The organism is Rhodospirillales bacterium, assembly GCA_014323865.1.
Lineage (GTDB): Bacteria > Pseudomonadota > Alphaproteobacteria > SP197 > SP197 > SP197.
In genome coordinates this window covers 284-18,249 of sequence record JACONG010000001.1, presented here as the reverse complement: position 1 = coordinate 18,249, position 17,966 = coordinate 284, and the positions used below count along the sequence as shown (strand labels likewise).

At 65.5% G+C, this 17,966-nt stretch carries 18 protein-coding genes and 1 tRNA gene; 12 read left to right on the top strand and 7 right to left on the bottom strand.

Translation table 11 applies throughout. The features are described 5' to 3' along the window. Positions 1–16 precede the first annotated feature (16 nt). Genes GDA49_00095 through GDA49_00085 form a run of 3 tightly spaced genes read left to right on the top strand, consistent with a single transcriptional unit; the run spans position 17 to position 3,565 of the window. Positions 17–454, top strand: coding sequence for an SRPBCC family protein (locus tag GDA49_00095; protein ID MBC6438824.1), 438 nt, complete (start codon positions 17–19; stop codon positions 452–454). Continuing rightward, a complete protein-coding gene (locus GDA49_00090; protein MBC6438823.1) occupies positions 451–1,155 on the top strand; it encodes a hypothetical protein in 705 nt (234 codons plus the stop codon). Before GDA49_00095 ends, GDA49_00090 begins: the two co-directional genes overlap by 4 nt. A 1-nt stretch (position 1,156) precedes the next feature. Continuing rightward, a complete protein-coding gene (locus GDA49_00085) occupies positions 1,157–3,565 on the top strand; it encodes an FAD-dependent oxidoreductase (GenBank protein ID MBC6438822.1) in 2,409 nt (802 codons plus the stop codon). Between the two features lie 191 nt (positions 3,566–3,756). Here the strand turns inward: GDA49_00085 and GDA49_00080 are convergent, their stop codons facing one another. Further along, a complete protein-coding gene (locus GDA49_00080; protein ID MBC6438821.1) occupies positions 3,757–4,269 on the bottom strand; it encodes an ankyrin repeat domain-containing protein in 513 nt (170 codons plus the stop codon). Between the two features lie 544 nt (positions 4,270–4,813). Here GDA49_00080 and GDA49_00075 point away from each other — a divergent pair. Then, positions 4,814–5,206, top strand: a complete 393-nt coding sequence (locus GDA49_00075; GenBank protein MBC6438820.1) for a DUF393 domain-containing protein — start codon at positions 4,814–4,816, stop codon at positions 5,204–5,206. A gap of 1 nt (position 5,207) precedes the next feature. Here GDA49_00075 and GDA49_00070 read toward each other — a convergent pair. From GDA49_00070 to GDA49_00055, 4 genes are all read right to left on the bottom strand, one after another. Beyond that, a tRNA-Leu gene (locus tag GDA49_00070) sits at positions 5,208–5,294 on the bottom strand. Between the two features lie 238 nt (positions 5,295–5,532). Beyond that, entirely contained in the window at positions 5,533–6,336 is an 804-nt protein-coding gene (locus GDA49_00065) for a metal ABC transporter permease (GenBank protein MBC6438819.1), read from the bottom strand. Continuing rightward, on the bottom strand, positions 6,318–7,073 hold the full coding sequence (locus tag GDA49_00060) for a metal ABC transporter ATP-binding protein (protein MBC6438818.1): 756 nt from the start codon (positions 7,071–7,073) through the stop codon (positions 6,318–6,320). The genes GDA49_00065 and GDA49_00060 overlap by 19 nt, the downstream gene beginning before the upstream one ends. Then, positions 7,070–7,546, bottom strand: coding sequence for a transcriptional repressor (locus GDA49_00055; protein MBC6438817.1), 477 nt, complete (start codon positions 7,544–7,546; stop codon positions 7,070–7,072). The genes GDA49_00060 and GDA49_00055 overlap by 4 nt, the downstream gene beginning before the upstream one ends. 113 nt (positions 7,547–7,659) lie before the next feature. Here GDA49_00055 and GDA49_00050 point away from each other — a divergent pair, with 113 nt between their 5' ends. The 4 genes from GDA49_00050 to GDA49_00035 all read left to right on the top strand — a co-directional run bounded on the left by GDA49_00050 (position 7,660) and on the right by GDA49_00035 (position 10,704). Further along, positions 7,660–8,781 (top strand): zinc ABC transporter substrate-binding protein, encoded by a 1,122-nt coding sequence (locus tag GDA49_00050; GenBank protein MBC6438816.1) that lies wholly within the window; start codon positions 7,660–7,662, stop codon positions 8,779–8,781. A 238-nt stretch (positions 8,782–9,019) separates the two neighbouring features. After that, positions 9,020–9,604 carry a DedA family protein gene (locus tag GDA49_00045; protein ID MBC6438815.1) on the top strand — a complete coding sequence of 195 codons (585 nt, stop codon included), beginning with the start codon at positions 9,020–9,022 and terminating at the stop codon, positions 9,602–9,604. Positions 9,605–9,634: 30 nt separating this feature from the next. Further along, positions 9,635–10,147 (top strand): disulfide bond formation protein B, encoded by a 513-nt coding sequence (locus GDA49_00040; GenBank protein ID MBC6438814.1) that lies wholly within the window; start codon positions 9,635–9,637, stop codon positions 10,145–10,147. Beyond that, complete coding sequence (locus tag GDA49_00035) at positions 10,144–10,704, top strand: demethoxyubiquinone hydroxylase family protein (GenBank protein ID MBC6438813.1); 561 nt, start codon at positions 10,144–10,146, stop codon at positions 10,702–10,704. The genes GDA49_00040 and GDA49_00035 overlap by 4 nt, the downstream gene beginning before the upstream one ends. A gap of 146 nt (positions 10,705–10,850) precedes the next feature. Here GDA49_00035 and GDA49_00030 read toward each other — a convergent pair whose 3' ends face one another. Continuing rightward, a complete protein-coding gene (locus tag GDA49_00030; GenBank protein ID MBC6438812.1) occupies positions 10,851–11,411 on the bottom strand; it encodes an HNH endonuclease in 561 nt (186 codons plus the stop codon). A gap of 166 nt (positions 11,412–11,577) precedes the next feature. Next, entirely contained in the window at positions 11,578–12,597 is a 1,020-nt protein-coding gene (locus tag GDA49_00025) for a helix-turn-helix domain-containing protein (protein ID MBC6438811.1), read from the bottom strand. Positions 12,598–12,707: 110 nt separating this feature from the next. Between GDA49_00025 and GDA49_00020 the strand changes: the two genes are divergently transcribed. The 4 genes from GDA49_00020 to GDA49_00005 are packed head-to-tail and all read left to right on the top strand — an operon-like array spanning position 12,708 to position 17,189. Then, the gene (locus GDA49_00020; GenBank protein ID MBC6438810.1) at positions 12,708–14,846 is read left to right on the top strand and encodes an acetate--CoA ligase family protein; all 2,139 of its coding nucleotides are present in this window, start codon (positions 12,708–12,710) and stop codon (positions 14,844–14,846) included. After that, complete coding sequence (locus GDA49_00015) at positions 14,843–16,018, top strand: TauD/TfdA family dioxygenase (protein ID MBC6438809.1); 1,176 nt, start codon at positions 14,843–14,845, stop codon at positions 16,016–16,018. Before GDA49_00020 ends, GDA49_00015 begins: the two co-directional genes overlap by 4 nt. Further along, positions 16,015–16,350, top strand: a complete 336-nt coding sequence (locus GDA49_00010; GenBank protein MBC6438808.1) for a hypothetical protein — start codon at positions 16,015–16,017, stop codon at positions 16,348–16,350. The genes GDA49_00015 and GDA49_00010 overlap by 4 nt, the downstream gene beginning before the upstream one ends. Before the next feature lie 11 nt (positions 16,351–16,361). Then, on the top strand, positions 16,362–17,189 hold the full coding sequence (locus GDA49_00005; protein ID MBC6438807.1) for an enoyl-CoA hydratase/isomerase family protein: 828 nt from the start codon (positions 16,362–16,364) through the stop codon (positions 17,187–17,189). Positions 17,190–17,966: the final 777 nt, after the last annotated feature.

Below are 17,966 nucleotides of genomic sequence, written 5' to 3'. Positions count from 1 at the left end.
TCAAGGAGCAGACCCGATGCATGTCTTTCGCAGCCTAGTGCTCGACGCACCGATTGCGCGCGTCTGGGAGGCCGTCCGCGCCTTCGACGGTGTCGCCACCTGGAACCCGGGCGTCACGGCATCGCGCATGGAGTCCGGCACGTCGACGTCGGTCGGCTCCATCCGGCATCTCGACGGGGCGGACGGCTCGATCTGGCGCGAGACCCTGCTGGCGCATTCCGACCGCGAGCACGCCTATACATACGACATCGTCGAGGGCCCGCTGCCCTGCAACGACTACGTCTCGACCAACCGGTTTGTCGAAATCACCGAGGGCGCGAAGACGCTGGGCATCTGGGAATGCACGCTGACCTGCGATCCCGCAGACGCGGCCGAGCTCGAGCATATCGTCGGCGAACTCATCTATGTCGGGGGCATGACCGGCCTCAACGACCACCTGAAAGGTTGCTCATGACCGACACCCTGGGACACCGCGCCGTTATCGGTGTCATGACACCGGCCATGAACACCGTGGTCGAACCGGAACTCGCCATGCTCCGGCCCGATGGTGTGACCAACCAGATGCAGCGTTTCCGGCTGGGCGGCGAGCGCATCTCCGACGACCTCGACGACGAGGCGTCCAGGCTGATGGACTGCTCGCCCAGGCTTCTGGCAATCGGGCTGACGACCGATGCCGGTCCCGGTGGCCCGGCCAGGCTGGCCGACCGATGCGCTGGACTGGAGCAGGTGACAGGCATTCCCGTCGTGAACGCCTCGGCCGCCGATTATGCCGCGCTTCAGGCGTTTGGTGCGAAACGCATCGCGGTGGTGACCCCGTTCAACGCCGAGATCGATGCCAACGTGAAGGCCAATACGGAGGCAGCGGGTTTCGAGGTCGTTGCGATCAAGGGCACGGAAGCGCCATCGCTGCCGGCGATCGTCGAGACCTCGCTTGAGGACATCCGGCGCGTCGTTGCAGAGGTCGCTGTCGATGGCATCGATGCCATCCTGCAGGTTGGCACGGCGCTGCCGGTGGTTGGCCTGATCGACGAACTCGAACAGCGCCACGGCCTGCCGCTCGTCGCCTGCAACGCAGCGCTCTACTGGCAGGCCCTGCGTCGGCTCGACATCAACGACGCAATCGAAGGGTACGGCACCCTGCTGCGGGACCACTGAGATGGAGCAGGCCCGGATTGTGGTCATCGGCGGCGGCATGAGCGGTGTCTGCTGCCTCTACCAGCTCGCTCGCATGGGCGAAACCGATACATTGCTGGTCGAGCGCGAGGAGTTGACGGCCGGTTCGTCCTGGCACGCTGCAGGCCACGTCACCGCGTTCTCGGGAAGCTGGGGCAACATGCGGGCCCAAGCCTATGCCAGGGGATTCTATGAGGAGCTCGCCCGCACGGTCGACGACCCTTTCAGCTTCCACATCGACGGCTGTCTTTATCCCGCCCATTCGGCCGAACGGATGGACCACCTCAACTACGTCGCGGGGATTGCCCGCGCCCAGGGCCTCGACATGACGATCGTGAGCCCGGCCGAGATGGAGGCGCTGCATCCGTTCCTCGAAGCCGGTGACAGTGTCGGCGGTCTGTTCGACGCCGCCGAAGGCGTGATCGATCCGGCCCAGGTCGTCCACGCCGTGGCTGCCGGAGCCCGCCGCCTGGGCGCGCGTGTCATGCGCCACAATCCGGTGGAGGCCATCGAGCGCGACGGTGACGACTGGGTCGTGCGGGGGGCGACGGGTTCGGTGCGGTGCGAGATCGTGATCAACGCGGCCGGTTTCCGTGGTGCCGAGGTCGGTGCGATGATGGGCCAGGACCTGCCCATCGCGAATCTCGCCCATCAGTACGTGGTGACCGACGCCGTGCCTGAGGTCGCGGCGCTGGACGGCCGTTTCCCGATCGTGCGTGACCCCGACGGCGAGTTCTACGCGCGGCGCGAGCGCGACGGGCTTCTGCTCGGCTCCTACGGCCACGATGCCAACATCGTCTGGCGCGACGGTGTGCCGGCGGATTTCGGTCAGGAGCTCTTCCCCGACGATCTGGCGCAGCTTGAGGCGATCTACGAGGATGCCGTCACGATGATGCCGCTGATCGCCGAGGCCGGCATTCAGCGCTGCGTCAACGGTCCGATTCCCTATGCGCCGGACGCGCAGCCCCTGGCCGGACCGGCGCCGGGCTTGCGCAACGCCTACCATGCCTGCGCGGTGCAGATCGGTTTCTGTCAGGGACCGGCGGTGGGCAAGGCCATTGCCGAACTGATCACCGGGGGCGAGACCGAATGGGACAACTGGGCCTGGGATCCCCGCCGCTTCGGTGCCTGGGCCACCGCCGATTTTGCGGCAGCCCGCGTCGCCGAACTCTACGAGAACCAGTACGCCCCGCCCTGGCCGCACCGGGTCTGGCAGTCGGCGCGGCCGGTCTCACGCAGCCCGCTCCATGACACCATGGCCGAACGCGGCGCGGTGTTCGCACAGATGGGCGGCTGGGAGCGCGCCCTGTGGTTCCGGACCGGGGACGTGCCTGACGACGGCCATCCGAGCTTCCGTCATGAAGGCTGGATGCCGGCCGTGGCACAGGAGTGCCTCGCCGTGCGCGACCGGGTCGGCGTCATGGATCACAGCGGGTTCACCCGCTACCATGTGTCGGGCGAGGGTGCGGCTGCCTGGCTCGACGGCCTGATCTGCGGTCGCCTGCCAGCCGTGGGACGGGTCGGCCTGCGCTATCTCCTGACCCCCGGCGGCATGATCGAGACAGAAGCCACGGTCACGCGATGGAGCGAGAACGACTTTGTCCTGCTCGGTCCGACGCTGGCGGCAACACGGGATTTCGACATCTTCCAGCGTCTCCTGCCGACGACCGGCAGTGTCTCGCTGGCCGATGAGTCGGGCTCCCGGGCGACGCTGATGGTGATGGGTCCCCGGTCGCGTGCTCTTCTGTCATGTCTGACATCCGACGATCTCTCGCGCGAGGCGGCACCATGGATGTCCGCGCGTCATATCACGCTTGCGGGTGTGGCGGTCGAGGCACTGCGGGTCAGCTTTGTCGGGGAACTCGGCTGGGAGCTTCATGTCGCTCCCGGCGACGCTGCCGTTTTGCTGAATGCGCTCCGGGCGGAAGGCGCGGCGTTCGGTCTCGGCGACTTCGGTTCCTACGCGCTCAACGCGATGCGGATCGAGAAGGGCTATCACGGCTGGCAGGCGGAGTTCGGCGTCGAGTATACACCCTTCGATGCCGGGATCGATCGCTTCATCGCTTTCGACAAACCCGCCTTCCGGGGTCGTGATGCGGTGCTGGCAGCACGCGACAAGCCGGCGGACTGGTCGTTCGTGATGCTCGATGTCGCACCCGGCGACAGCGATCCCCACGCCAACAGTCCGATTCTGGCCGACGGCAAGCCGGTCGGTTTTGTCACCTCGGGTTCGCACGGCTACCGCACGGGCAAGTGCATCGCGCTTGGGTTCGTCGAGGCCGCCGCGGGCAAGCGTGACCGCTTCGACGTGCTCGTTCTCGGCGACGAACGCTCTGCCACGCGGCTCGAACGGTCAGTCTATGACCCCGACAACAGGCGCCCCAAGGCCTGACCTTCCGCAACCGGATCGGGCTGGACGACGCTGGATTCAACGGGACGTGGATTGTTTCAACACGGCGTCGGGGCCGGGATCGGGGCCGGGGTGTTTATTGCTTCCACGTCGCCGGAAGCCGCGGCCTTGTGCGGCAAGATCGACGGGACGCGTGCCGCCTTCGTTTCGCACCCCGATCCCGGCCCCGCCGGTCAGTCGAACCGCGCTTCGTTCAGCGTCCGGAACACGTCATGATTGCGCACCGCTGCGTTGTCTTCGGCAAGATGGGCGGCGAGCAAGCCGTCTTCGGTCCGCGCTCCGATCTCAGCCCCTGCGGCGATCAGAGCCTGCACGGTCTCCGCTGTACCCAGAAATGCCGCCACGTGCAGCGGTGTCCATCCGTGCCTGTCCCGCGCCTCGATGTCAGCCCCTGCGGCGATCAGGACCTCCACGATCTCCGCTGTGCCGCCACCCGCCGCCATGTGCAGCGGTGTCCATCCGTGCCTGTCCCGCGCCTCAATGTCAGCTCCGGCAGCGACCGGGGCCTCCACGCTCTCCGCTGTGCCGCCAATCGCCGCCATGTGCAGCGGTATCGATCCGTCTTCGGTCCGCGCCCCGGCCTGACCGGTCAGCATCAGCGTTGCCAGGATTGCGCCCGCGATCCCGTGGCGGATCCTGCCACCCACATCCCGTGTTCCGGTGCCCCATGTTCCGGTACAAGCCATTCTCTCGTCTCCTCGTGTTGATCCAAAGGATTCGGTGGATTGACGTTCACGCGCACTTGAACAGCCCGAACGTCAGAGTCCGGTTTCGACAGTCAGGCGCTGCCGGCGCAATGTAGGGCACGGGGGATGCATCGGGCAATCGCTGCGCCCGATGTGCGCCCCAATATGCGCTTCCGGCCGCGATTGGTCACGGATTGGCCGGGTGACATGCATTCAACGTCTTCCCCGCGCTGCCACGTGAACAGTGCGCGACCCTGATGCGTCCGGTTGCCGGGAGCAGCTTCGCCCGCGACGGGATGCGTGCAGCGGTCGCGGCGGGCCTCGCCGCCAGGGGCTGGAGCGACAGCCGGTTCGGAGAGGACCGGGAACGGATCGGTGCTGTCATCGACCGGGCGGTCGGGACCTGTCGCCGCGCTCCGGCAGGCTCGCCGTCCGGGGCTCATCCGATGTCGGCCCCGAGGCGTAACCAGGGTTGGACCGGAGCTGCGTTCGCGATGCTCCCGGTCAGCCTCTTCATTGCCTTGATTGTCGGTCATGTCCGCTGATGTCGAACGCTCAACAGAAACCTGTCACCGTGTTCTACGACGGCGCGTGCCCTTTGTGTGCGCGCGAGATCGCCTTCTATCGTCGTCAGGATGGTGCCGACGCGGTCCGCTGGGTCGATGTCGCCAGCACCGACCCGTCATCCGTCGTGTGCGGGCTCGATCGCGAGACCGCCCTGGCTCGATTCCACGTTCTCGACAGTGACGGAAACCTGGTCTCGGGCGGGGCGGCTTTCACCCGGTTGTGGCTTGAGCTGCCGATCTTTCGTTCATTCGCCCGCGTGCTCCGTGTGCAGCCGTTCGCCTGGGTCACGGAGAGAGGCTATCGCCTCTTCCTGCGCTTCCGGCCGCGATTGCAGTCAGCCCTGAGGGCGCGAGACGCTTGCGACGGTTGACTGGTGCCCCTGGAGGGACTCGAACCCCCACGCCCTTTCGGACAACAGATTTTGAGTCTGTCGCGTCTGCCAATTCCGCCACAGAGGCACCGTGGCGGCGAACATGGCGATGCTTCCCCACAGGGTCAAGCGCACGACCACGGGGTGGCCGCAATCTCTCCCTTCCTGCGTCGGATTTGCCCCTGACCTTTCTTGTCGATGTCTGGCCTTGTCGATGTCTGGCCTTGTCGATGTCTGGCCTTGTCGATGTCTGGGGCTCGATGAATTCGCCCGGAGGCGTCGCGCGTCGATCGCGCGTGCGGGCGTTGCGGCATCGTAGCATGGCCTCAGGCTTTCAGGCCGCCTCGGGTTCGCCAGCGGATGAGGTTCAGGGCGGCAAAGATGATCGCTGCGACGCAGACGATCGACGGACCTGCCGGCGTGTCGAACACATAGGCACCCTGCAGGCCTGCGACCGCCGAGATGGTGCCGATCACGGCCGCGATCCGGGCCATTGCCTCGGGCGTGCGGGCAAGGCCCCGCGCGGCGGCGGCGGGGATGATCAGCAGAGCGGCAATCAGGAGCACGCCCACGACCTTGATCGCGACGGCCACGGTGATGGCGAGAGACAGGGTCAGCACCAGTTGCTCGCGCCTGGGGTCGATCCCGCTCGCATAGGCCAGCTCTTCGTTCAGGGTCGACGCAAGCAGGGCCGACCATCGCCAGACGATCAGGCCGAACACCAGGGCCGCGCCGCCCCAGATCACGAGAAGATCGATCCGGGACACCGCCAGGATGTCACCGAACAGATAGGCCATGAGGTCGATGCGGATGCCTGACAGGAACGATACCGCGACCAGTCCGAACGCCAGCGCGGAATGGGCCATCACGCCCAGGAGCGTGTCCATGGCGTAGCCGCGCCCGGTCAGCACCGTGACCGTGCAGGCCATCACCAGCGCGACAGCCATCGCACCGGCAAAGATCGAGACCTGGAGCGTGAGCGCGAGTGCGACACCGAGGATCGCGGCATGTGCCGTGGCGTCGCCGAAATAAGCCATGCGCCGCCAGACAACGAAACACCCCAGGGGAGCGGCCGCACATGCCACGCCGATCCCGGCCAAGGTTGCACGGGTCATGAAATCGTCGAGCACGACCGGGCGGCCTCGTGGCTTTGTGCGCGATCATGATCGTGATCGTGATCGTGCTTGTAGAGGGCGAGTGCGCCGCCGGTGCCGCTGCCGAAGAGCGCGCGATACTCGGGCGCCGACGCCACGACGTCCGGTGTGCCCTCGCAGCAGACATGACCGTTGATGCAGATCACCCGGTCCGAGGCGCTCATCACGACGTGAAGTTCGTGGCTGATCATCAGAATGGCACAGCCGGTGTCGTGGCGGACCGCCTCGATTTGCCGATAGAACGCAGCCGAGCCCGGCTGATCGAGACCCGCCGTGGCTTCATCGAGAAGCAGGACATCCGGACTGTTGATGAGGGCACGAGCCAGCAGGACGCGCTGGAATTGCCCGCCCGACACCTGTGTCATCTGCCGTTCGAGAAGGTCGGGGACACCCGCGGTCACAAGGGCCGCCTCGCACGCGGCGCTTGAGGCCCGATCGGTCAGCCGCATGAAGCGTTCGACCGTGATCGGCAGGGTCGGATCGATCTGCAATCGCTGCGGCACGTAGCCGATCCCGAGGCACGGCGTCCGCTGGATCCGGCCCGCTGCGGGCCTGACTGCGCCGATGATGGCGCGCAGCAGGCTTGTCTTGCCCGAGCCGTTGGGGCCGACGATGGTCACGATTTCGCCGCGCTCCAGGGTCATGGAGACATTGCGAAGCACCGTGTTCGCGCCATAGGCGACGGTCAGATTCTCAACCGAGACAAGGCTCATGCGTCGGCCTTGTCGGCGCAGGAGGAGCAGACGCCTTCCGCTTCGACAACGGCCCTTTCAATCCGGAAGCCTGCGGCCCGGGCGGCAGCACCGAGCTGACCCCTGGCGGGAGCCGATCGGGCTTCAGCGACGATGTTGCAAAGGCGGCAGATCATGAAGGCCGGTGTGTGGTTCTCGCCGGGATGAGAACAGGCGATGAAAGCGTTCAGGCGTTCGACCCTGTGAACGAACCCGTGCCGCGACAGGAAATCGAGTGCGCGATAGGCCACCACAGGCTGAGAGCTGAAACCCGCCGCCCTCAGAGGGTCGAGAATGGCGTACGCGCCCAGCGCCGTATTTTGCTGCAACAGAATCTGGAGCACCTTGCGACGGACGGGTGTGAGGCGCAGTCCGTCGGACGCGCAGCGGTCTTCGGCTGCCGCCAGGGCCTGCCCGACACATGTCGCGTGATTGTGGGTTTTGAAACCGATCATGCGTGAATTCCCGGCAGACACGCACCGTGCCTCCCTTGTCAGGGGATGCTGGATTTGTTATGCGGCTGAAATGTTATAAAATCACAACGTTATAAAATCACAAGGAGGTGATGATGTCCAGAACGTTCACGTCGCTTGCAGCGTTCACAACGGTGTTGATGAGCGGAACGGCCCTGGCGGATGTTCCGAACGTGACTGCCGATATCGCGCCGGTGCATTCCCTGGTCGCTCGCGTCATGGACGGCGTCGGCACACCGAGCCTGATCGTGCAGTCCGGCGCGACCCCCCATGGCTACACCCTGAGGCCCTCTGAAGCCGAGGCGTTGCAGGAAGCCGATCTCGTCTTCTGGATGGGCGAGGACCTCACCCCCTGGATGGACGATGCAATCGGGACCCTGGCGGCGGAAGCCCATGTGACGACCCTGCTTGAGGCGGACGGGACCGTCCTGCTTGATGGCCGGGAAGGTGCCCTGTTCGAGGCCCATGCCCACGACGATCACGCGGGTCACGACAGTCACGATGACCATGACGACGATCACGCGGGTCACGACAGTCACGATGACCATGACGACGATCACGCGGATCACGACAGTCACGATGACCATGACGACGATCACGCGGATCATGACAGTCACGATGACCATGACGACGATCACGCGGATCACGACGGTCACGATGACCATGACGACGATCACGCGGATCATGACGGTCACGATGATCATGGCGAGCATGATCCGCATGCCTGGCTCTCGCCTCGGAATGCCGGCACCTGGCTGACCATCATCGCCGCTGGGCTTTCGCAAGCCGATCCGGACAACGCCGACACGTATCAGGCGAATGCTGCCGAGGCGCGCGAGGAGCTTGAGGCCCTGTCCACCGAAATCAGCGCGACCCTCGATCCGGTTCGTGGCGGCAGCTTCATCGTCTTCCACGACGCCTATCAGTATTTCGAGACCGACTTCGACGTCCCGGCGTCGGGCGCGATCTCGCTGGGCGATGCGTCTGACCCGAGCCCGGCCCGGATCGCCGAAATCCAGGGTCGTGTTCAGGACGAGGGAATCGATTGCGTCCTGTCAGAGCCCCAGTTCAATCCGGGCCTCGTGGCGACGGTCCTTGACGGCACCGACGCCAACACAGGCGTGATGGATCCGCTCGGTGCCGATCTGGAGCCCGGTCCAGAGCTCTATCCGCAGCTCCTCCGGAACATGGCCAACACCCTGGCGGACTGCCTCTGAGCGGAGCTGTGCGGCGCTCAGGCACCGCGCATCCTGCTCTTGTCTGGATTGACGAAGGGCACCCGGTGGACCATGGCAGCCTGCGGTCCCTCCGGTGTCCTGACGACGAGCGGGCTGCCCAGGGTCCCGGCGGTCCGGTCCAGCCATGCCGTTCGGACCGGACCGCATAAGGCCGGATGACATCGCCTGATTGAGCGTTTATAGGGTCGCACCCGCCCGGAATCGCCCCGGAATCGCCATGCTGCAACGTCTCTACGACCGGACCATGGAACTTGCTGCACATCGCCATGCGGTGTGGTGGCTTTTTGTCCTGTCGGCAACGGAAGCCTCGTTTTTCCCGATCCCGGTCGAGGCGATGATGTTGCCCATGATGTTCGCCCGGCCGAAGCGGGCCTGGCTCTATGCCGGTGTGGCGACGGTCGGCACCGTGATCGGCGGCGTGCTGGGATATGCCATCGGCGCGCTGCTCTACGAGGGTCTCGGCCAGCCGATCCTGGCCTTTTACGGCCTCGAGGACGCCTACACTGATCTTGTTGACGATCTCGATGCCGAGTGGGCTGCCTGGATCGTCTTCGCGGGCGGTTTCACGCCGATCCCCTACAAGGTCGTGACGGTCGCCTCGGGCGCGGTGCACCTCGACCTCGTCGTCTTCATCGTGGCATCGCTGGTTTCGCGCGGGCTGCGTTTCCTGCTTGAGGCGGCTCTCCTGCACTGGTTCGGACCGCCGATCCGCAACTTTATCGAAAAGCGCCTGGCGCTCGTCGCGACCGTTTCGTTCCTTGTCGCCCTTGCCGGATTCGCATCGGTGAAGTGGCTCTTGTAGCGATGTCCCGGCGCGACGACATGATGTCCCATGGCTGACGAGGCAAAGCCCCTGATCACCGACGGCCCCCGCGCCCTGGGGGGGCTTCTGGCACTCGCCAGCGGGCTGATGCTGGCCGGCGCGTTCTATTTCCAGTACGTCGAGGGCTTGCAGCCCTGTCCTCTGTGCATCTCGCAACGCTGGGCTCACGCGGCTTGTCTTGTCGTCGGACTGGCGACGGCCTTCGCCGGGCGCGGCAGTGTGGCCCCTCCGCTGCTGGCCCTTCTGACGCTTTGTTTCGTCGCCAGCATGGGCATTGCGGGCTACCACGTGGCGGTCGAGCAGGGCTGGATCGAGAGTTCGTTCTGCGGTGCCGGCGATGTCGTCGGCCAGACGGTCGAGGAGCTGAAGGCGGCCCTGTGGGAGACGGCAATCCTGCGCTGCGACGAGGTGCCCTGGTCACTCGCGGGGATCTCGATGGCGGGCTACAACATGATGATCTCGAGCCTGCTCGCGGGGGTGGCGGCCTGGAGTCTGCGGAAGACGGGGTTGAGCCGGGCATGAGCCGAACACGCATCACAGGCGAGGACCTGCTGCCGGGCGACCGCAGCCGCGGGGACCTCGTGGAATCGATGATCCGCGTCGACCACGCCGGCGAGTACGGTGCCAGGCGCATCTACGACGGTCAGCTTGCCGTTCTGGGCGGCACAAAGGCCGGTCAGGTCATCCTCGGGATGGCAGATCAGGAACAGCGCCACCTGGATCGGTTCGACGACCTGATCGCCGAGCGCCGGGTCCGGCCGACCGCGCTCTCACCGATCTGGCATGTCGCCGGGTATGCCCTGGGCGTTGGATCCGCCCTTCTCGGTGAAAAGGCGGCCATGGCCTGCACCGAAGCGGTCGAAAGCGTGATCGATGAGCACTATGCCGAACAGGCCAGGCGTCTCGGTGACGACGAGGCCGACCTCCGGGCGACCGTCGAGGCGTTCCGGGCCGACGAGCAGCATCATCGTGATACGGCGCTCGAGCACGGCGCTGCCGACGCGCCTCTACATGCCGTGCTGACCGGTGCCGTGAAGGCCGGTACCCGCGTCGCCATCTGGCTGTCGACCCGCGTGTGATGTCGGACACCCGGCAATATGACGTTGTTCGCCAGCAGGTCGAAAGCCGGGGCATGGTCGGTCCAGGCGTTGCAGCCTCATGGGCAGGACGCGGGCCAATATCCACACTTCGATGACGGATTGTCGGAGCTGGAGCGGTTCCAACTCTAGTCGCTCTCGAGTTCGCTGTCCCAGTAGAGGTAATCGCGCCAGTCCTCATGAAGGAAACTGGGCGGGAAGGCCCGCCCGTTTTCGCGCAACTGGTACGTGGTGGGAGAGGCCGGCACGGCGAGAGGCGGCATGCCGGCCTCGCGTGGCGTTCGGTTGGCCTTGCGCATGTTGCAGGTGCTGCAGGCGGTGACGACGTTTTCCCAGCTTGTCCGCCCGCCGCGGCTGCGTGGCATGACATGGTCGAAGGTCAGTTCGCGTGTCTCGAACCGGCTGCCGCAGTACTGGCAGGAGAACCGGTCGCGCAGGAAGACGTTGAAGCGCGTGAAAGCGGGCCGCTTGTTGAGCGGAACGAACTCACGGAGTGCGATGACGCTCGGCAGCTGTATCTCCAGCCTGGGCGAGCGGACGACCCGGTCGTATTCGGAAAGGGTCTGGACCCTTTCCATGAAGACGGCCTTCACGGCGTCCTGCCAGGACCACAGCGACAGCGGAAAATAGCTCAACGGACGGAAGTCGGCGTTGAGGACCAACGCTGGACATGCTTCCGGCGACTGCACCTGTCACGTCTCCTTCCTGCTCGTGTTCCTGCTCGTGTTCCTGCTCGGGCCCCGCCCCCGCCCATGGGAACCAACGTCCTGCCGGCGCGGGGCATCTTAACCCCAACGCTGTGGACAACAACACTGCAATTTGTCGATCCCGTGACAGGAACCGCAAGATATGGTGTCAGTCACGGTCTGGACCGCCGTCCCGTTCCTCCGGCCAGAACGGCGATGGCAAGAGGCCGACATAGGGTTCGCGCTGGGTCGAGGGCGCGAAGCCGAAGTGACCGCGGAAGGCCCGTGCAAAGGACGACGGGTCGTCGAAACCGCAAGCGAGAGCCACGTCGGTCACGGCCATGTCGGTGCCGACAAGCATGTAGCGCGCCTCGGTCAGGCGCAGCGCCTGATAGTAGCGCATCGGCGAGACGCCGAGCGCCTTCCGGAACAGGCGGCGGAGCCGGCGTTCATCGATCTCAAGCTTTCGGCAGAGCTCGGTCAGGCGCAGCGGCTCCTGAAGATTGTTCTGCATCAGGGCGCGGCAGCGCTCCAGAACGGTTGTCCGTCCATGTTCGGGCGCAGGTTCGACCACCCGGCCCAGGGCGTCCCGTCGCGCGTGCAGACAGACACGCGCCACCTGGTCGGCGAGCAGTGTGCCGACATCGTGCTCGATCAGTGCCAGCGCGAGGTCGGTCGTTGCACTGACCCCGGCGACCGACGCCACGCCGCGATCGATGTTGAAGAGGCCGCGATGGATCGGCTGGTCGGGCCAGGCCTCGCGAAACGACGCCTCGTCTTCGGGATGGAGTGCGACGGCGTGATCGCCGAGCTGACCCAGTTGCGCGAGAATCCGCGTGCCGCTCTCGACGCCGACCAGTCGTGCACCCTGGCGCCGCTGCGCGCGAAGCCAGGACCGAAGTGGCGCCTCGATCCTGGGGAGGGGCGTGTAGGAGGCGAGAACGAAGACGATGTTGGCGGTTTCGCGAAGCGAGGCGCAGGCCTCGGTCACGACCCGGCTGCCATCGTTCGCCTCGACGATGCCGCCATGGGCTGAGGCCATCTGCCAGCGGTAGAGTGTCTGTCCGAGTTCCCGGTTGGCGACACGGAAGATGGTCGTCAGCGTGGATGCGGCCATGGACGGAAACTGCGTCACGACAAGCACCACAAGATTGACGGGTTGGTACTGGGCGCGGACGGGCTGCGTCATCGTGTTTGTCCGAATCTGCCTGGTTTGTAGCATTCTCGGCATGGCCTGTCAGCGCGTTGCTCGACACGTTGGACAGCGACGTCACACCGAGAAGACCGATGCAGGACCTGATGAACGATCTCGGAATCGCACCCTCGCGCCGCGTGCGCTTGAAGCGGGCGCTGGCACCCGAGCGCATCGCATTTGTCGGCGGCGGCTGGGTGGAGGCAGGTATCGCCTATCTTCATCAGCTTGGTTTCGAGGGCGACGTTGCGGTCGTGAACCCGAGGCGCGATCGCATCGGCGGTCTGCCGTGCGTTCCGTCGCTCGACGCCCTGCCGTTCGTACCCGACGTGGCCTTTGTCTGCGTCAACCGGGAACGGACGCTGGAGATCGTCCCGGAGTTGCGAGCGCTCGGTGCCGCAGCGGTTGTCTGCAACGCCGCCGGGTTCGCCGAGATCGGCAAGGACGGTGCGTTGCTTCAGGACCGGCTGGCCGAAGCGGCTGGCGAGATGCCGGTGTTTGGCCCCAACTGCCCGGGCTTTGTGAACTTTCAGGTCCGTGCCGCCGTCATGATGGAGCGTTTCGGTCTCCAGGATCCCGGCGTCGGAACCGCGCTCGTCACCCAAGGCGGCGGCGTGATGCTCGATTTGCTGTCATCAATGCGCGACGTGCCGCTGACCCACATGATCGGCCTCGGCAACCAGATGGATGTCACGATCCCCGAGTGCATGGACATCGTGCTCGACGACGCGCGGGTCCGGGCCCTGGCTGTCTACGTCGAAGGCCTGCCGGACGTGCCGCAGCTCTGCGCCGTGGCCCATCGCGCGCTCCGACAGGGCGTGCCGATCGTTCTGATGAAGGCCGGCGCCAGCGATGCCGGCGCGCGGGCCATGTTCTCGCACACCGCCTCGCTCACCAGCCCCGAAGCCGTCAACGATGCCCTCTTCGATCGCCTCGGCATCCTGCGCGTGGGCGACCTGCCGGAGATGACCGAGACGCTCAAGATGCTCACGGTCGCGGGCATCCCATCCGGCAAGCGCACGGCGATCGTCACGGCCTCGGGCATGCACTCGTCGCTTGCCGGCGACGAAGCCGAGCGCTGCGGTCTCGACGTCGCTCTGCCAAGCGAGACGGCCACTGATGCGCTCGGCCAGCTTCTCCCCGACATCGCGACGCCCGGGAACCCGCTCGATCTCACGACCGTGTATTGGGGCCAGCGCACCGAGCAGGCCGACTGCTACCGTCCGCTTCTGGCCGACGGCTACGATGTGGCACTGAACGTCTGCAACTATCCGCGTCCGGGTATCTGGGAGATCGAGGCCTGGCGGCAGGAATTCCTGGGCTTCGCCGACGTCGTCGCGGAGACCGGCGTGAAGGGCGCAACGGTCACCATCTTCCCGGAGAGCTTTCCCGAGGACGCCAAGCGCCTCCATGTCGAACTCGGCATCGCGCCGCTCCAGGGCCTGCGTGAGGGCATGCAGGCGGTCGCCAATGCCGTCCGCTACGGCGCGCTGCGACGCGCGTGCCTTGAGCGCTCGGACGAGCACATCCTGCTCGCCTCTGCCCCGCCGAGCGCGGGCCCGGTGATGACACTCGGTGAACACGAGGCCAAACAACGGGCTGCCGCGTCGGGACTGCGGATTCCCGAGAGCATTGTCGTGGAGCGCCGCGACGCGAGCGCGCCGGCCATCCCGTTCGACGGGCCCTATGTGGTGAAACTCGCGAACGATGCCGTGCTCCACAAGTCCGACCTCGGCGCCGTCGTGGTCGATATACCCGATGGTGCGGGCGTGGCCGCGGCGATGGATGCCATTGCCGCATCGGTGCGGGCGCATGATCCCGGGATCGCGACCGACCGTTTTCTCGTCGAGAGCTTCGTCAGTGATGCCGTGGCCGAACTCCTGGTCGGCGTGACACGGATTGAGCATGTCGGTCTCGCCATGACGCTTGCGACCGGCGGTACCATGACCGAGTTGATCGCCGACCGTTCGGTCGTGCTGTTGCCGGCCGATCCCGCCGGTCTGGAACGGGCGTTCGATGGCCTCGCCGCAGCGTCCCTGTGCCGGGGCTTCCGCAGTGCCGTCGCAGGCGACCGTCAGGCTGTGCTCGGCGCCATTGCCGCGATTGCCGCGGTCGCCTGCGAGATCGGTCCCGATCTCGTCGAACTGGAAGTCAACCCGCTGCTGATCCGTCCGCGGGACCAGGGCGCGGTTGCCGTCGACATGGTCCTGCGGCAGACCGGGACCCCGATGAGGAGCGCATCATGACCGTTGTCGTGGCGACCCCCGATTTCCGGACCTATCCGATGGAGCCAGGCATTGTCTTGGCCGTCGCGCAGGACCGCATGGTCGTTGTGCATTGGGCCGACGGGACCACGGCGCGGTTTCACGCGGTCTGGCTGCGCGACAACGCGGCGGGCCCGGCCTATCTCGATGCGCATTCGCGTGAGCGTGTGTTCGACATCCTGGACTTCGGTCAGGACATCGTTCCCGGCGCGGTGTCGGCGGGTGACGACGGAACACTGATGGTCGACTGGTCAGACGGCACCGGGCCCTGTGCGTATCATCCCGGCTGGCTGCGGGCGCATTGCTACGACAGGCGAGAGTCGGACACCGCACAATCCGGATGCACGACATGGGGTGCGAACCTGCAGGCCTCACTTCCCCTGTTCGACGGCAACGCGATCAGCGACGATCCGGCCACGCGGCTGCGCTGGTTCGAGGCACTGCAGCGGCTCGGCCTGACGGTCGTCACCGACACGCCCGCCGACCCGGATGCCTTTGCCCGCTGGGTCGAGGCGCTGTTGATCGTGCGGGACATGAACTGGGGCAAGTACGCCAGCGTCGTCTATGAGCCGGACGGCGAATACATCGCCAACAAGGGCATCGTCATCACGCCGCATGTCGACGGGCCGACGCGCGAACACATGCCCGGCATCCAGATCTTCCATTGCGTCGAGAACACGGTCGACGGCGGTGAGAGCTCGTGGACCGACGGGTTCCACATCGCGGAGATCCTGCGGCGCGATCATCCCGAGGACTTCCGTCTGCTGACCACGATTCCCTGGACGATGGCGAACCGGCATCCCGACACCGAGTACGTCTCCCATGCACCGCTGATCACCCTCGACAAGGTTGGCCGCCCGGTCGAGGTACGCGACACGCACTGGCTGCGTGAACCGCTGATGACCGAGTTTGACCTCGTCGAGCCGCTCTATGCCGCCTACCGCCGCTACGCCACACTCACGCGCGATCCGGCGAACCGGGTGTTCCATCGGCTCCGGCGCGGCGAGACCGCCTTTATCGACAACCGCCGTGTCCTGCATGCGCGCGGCACCTATGTCACCACGAGCGGCCAACGCCATATGATCGTCTGCTACTCCGAACGCGAGGAAGTCGAGTCCGCCGTCCGTGTCCTCAGGCGTGGAGCCGCGGCATGAGCGCGCCGGATCGCACCGATGTCGAGGCGGAATGGCGTGACGTCTGGTTCCGGCTTTCCCTCAACACCTTCCTGCAGCTCGAACTCGTCGCCAGCGATACGGGAAACGGGCATCGCCACGATCGCATGGCGTTTCGCCGCGAGATCGGCAACATGATCCGAACCGACTTCGGCATCGAACAGGCCGGGATCGCACCGCGGCTCTCGGAGACGCCGGGTGCGATCCAGCGCCCGTCCGCTGCATCTGGCGCTCGAGCCTATGCCATCCTGGCCGATTTCGACTTCACCACCGATGAGATTGCGGCGCAGCGCCGCAACGGAGTTATTTCCTGACGGGGACATTCATGACCGACACCACCTACGAGCACCTCCTCTACGAGGTCGACGACGAGAAGATCTGCTGGCTCACGCTGAACCGGCCCGAGTGTCTCAACGCCTTCAACGCGAAGCTGGTGAGCGAGCTGTGTCACGGACTGGAGCGGGCCGAGCATGACGAGGCGGTGAACGCCATCGTGATCCGCGGATCGGGCAGGGGTTTCTCCTCGGGCCACGACCTCAAGGAGGATGCCGGCGACGACTTCAAGACGATCTACGACTACCGCAACGCCTATAACGACCAGCAGCATGAGTTCATGGCGGCCTGGCGGGTCTCCAAGCCGGTCATCGCCTCAGTGCACTACTGCGCAATCGGCAAGGGTTTTGAGCTCGCGCTGTTCTGCGACATCACCATCGTCACCTCGGACACGCGGCTCGGCTACAACGAGATGCGCTACGGCATCGCCGGCATGAGCATGGTTATGCCATGGCTTGTCGACATGAAGACCGCCAAGGACCTGATGCTGACCGGTCGCGAGGTGACCGCGGCCGAGGCCAGGACCATGGGGCTCGTCACCGAGGTCGTTCAACCCGGCGAGCTCGAAGCCGCGACACTGAAGAAGGCGCGGCTGGTCGCCCGCATGCCGAGCGCCATGCAGCGCGCGCACAAGCTCTACCTCAATCGCATCTACGAGTTGCAGGGCATCAGGTCGGCGACAGACTGGTATCAGGACATGCAGTCAATGCTGACCTTCAACGCCGTGCCCGAGTACGAGGAGTTCCAGAAGACGACGAATGCGAAGGGCCTGAAGCCCGCGCTGGCGGAGGCGCAGAAGCGCTACGAGGGCCTCGACTGAGCGGCTTCGGACTTGTCAGCGGATGCCGATGATGGCCAACATTTCCGCTCGTGCGTGAGGATTGGTGCTCCATGAACCGTCCGTCGCTTCCGTGTTTTATGCGGGGCATAATCTGACATCCTGCCGAGCTCTGAGAAGAAAGCTTGTGGCGCCGTCCGGTGTCCGAAATATTTCCGAGGACCAACGCTGGACATGCTTCCGGCGACTGCACCTGTCACGTCTCCTTCCTGCTCGTGTTCCTGCTCGGGCCCCGCCCCCGCCCATGGGAACCAACGTCCTGCCGGCGCGGGGCATCTTAACCCCAACGCTGTGGACAACAACACTGCAATTTGTCGGTCCCGCGGCAGGATCGCACGCGAGGACATCGGGACGGAGGACATCGGGACGATTTCGGGCGCTGCAAAAAAGGGCTTGACACCGACTTGATGTGCTCTAGACTTCGGGATGCATGCAAGGCGTGCGACCACTCGACCACGACAAACGCGACCACGAGAAAGAGGAAATCAGCCATGACCAGGTCCACCATGACCAGATCCACGATGAACAAACTGTCAAGCGTTGTTGCAGCTGTGCTCCTGATTGCAGGGGTTGCCCCCGGAGCTTCAGGCCAGCAGGGACCCGAACCCCTTGTAGTGCCGCACTATGCAGGTTTTCGAAATGCAACGATCCAGACGAGCACATATAACAAACAAGCCAGCAAGCTTGCTTCGATAAGTAATGCTGTCTTTCTGGGCCCTGCTCTTTCCAACCCGTCTTCCCTCCGGAGCGCTGGGAAAG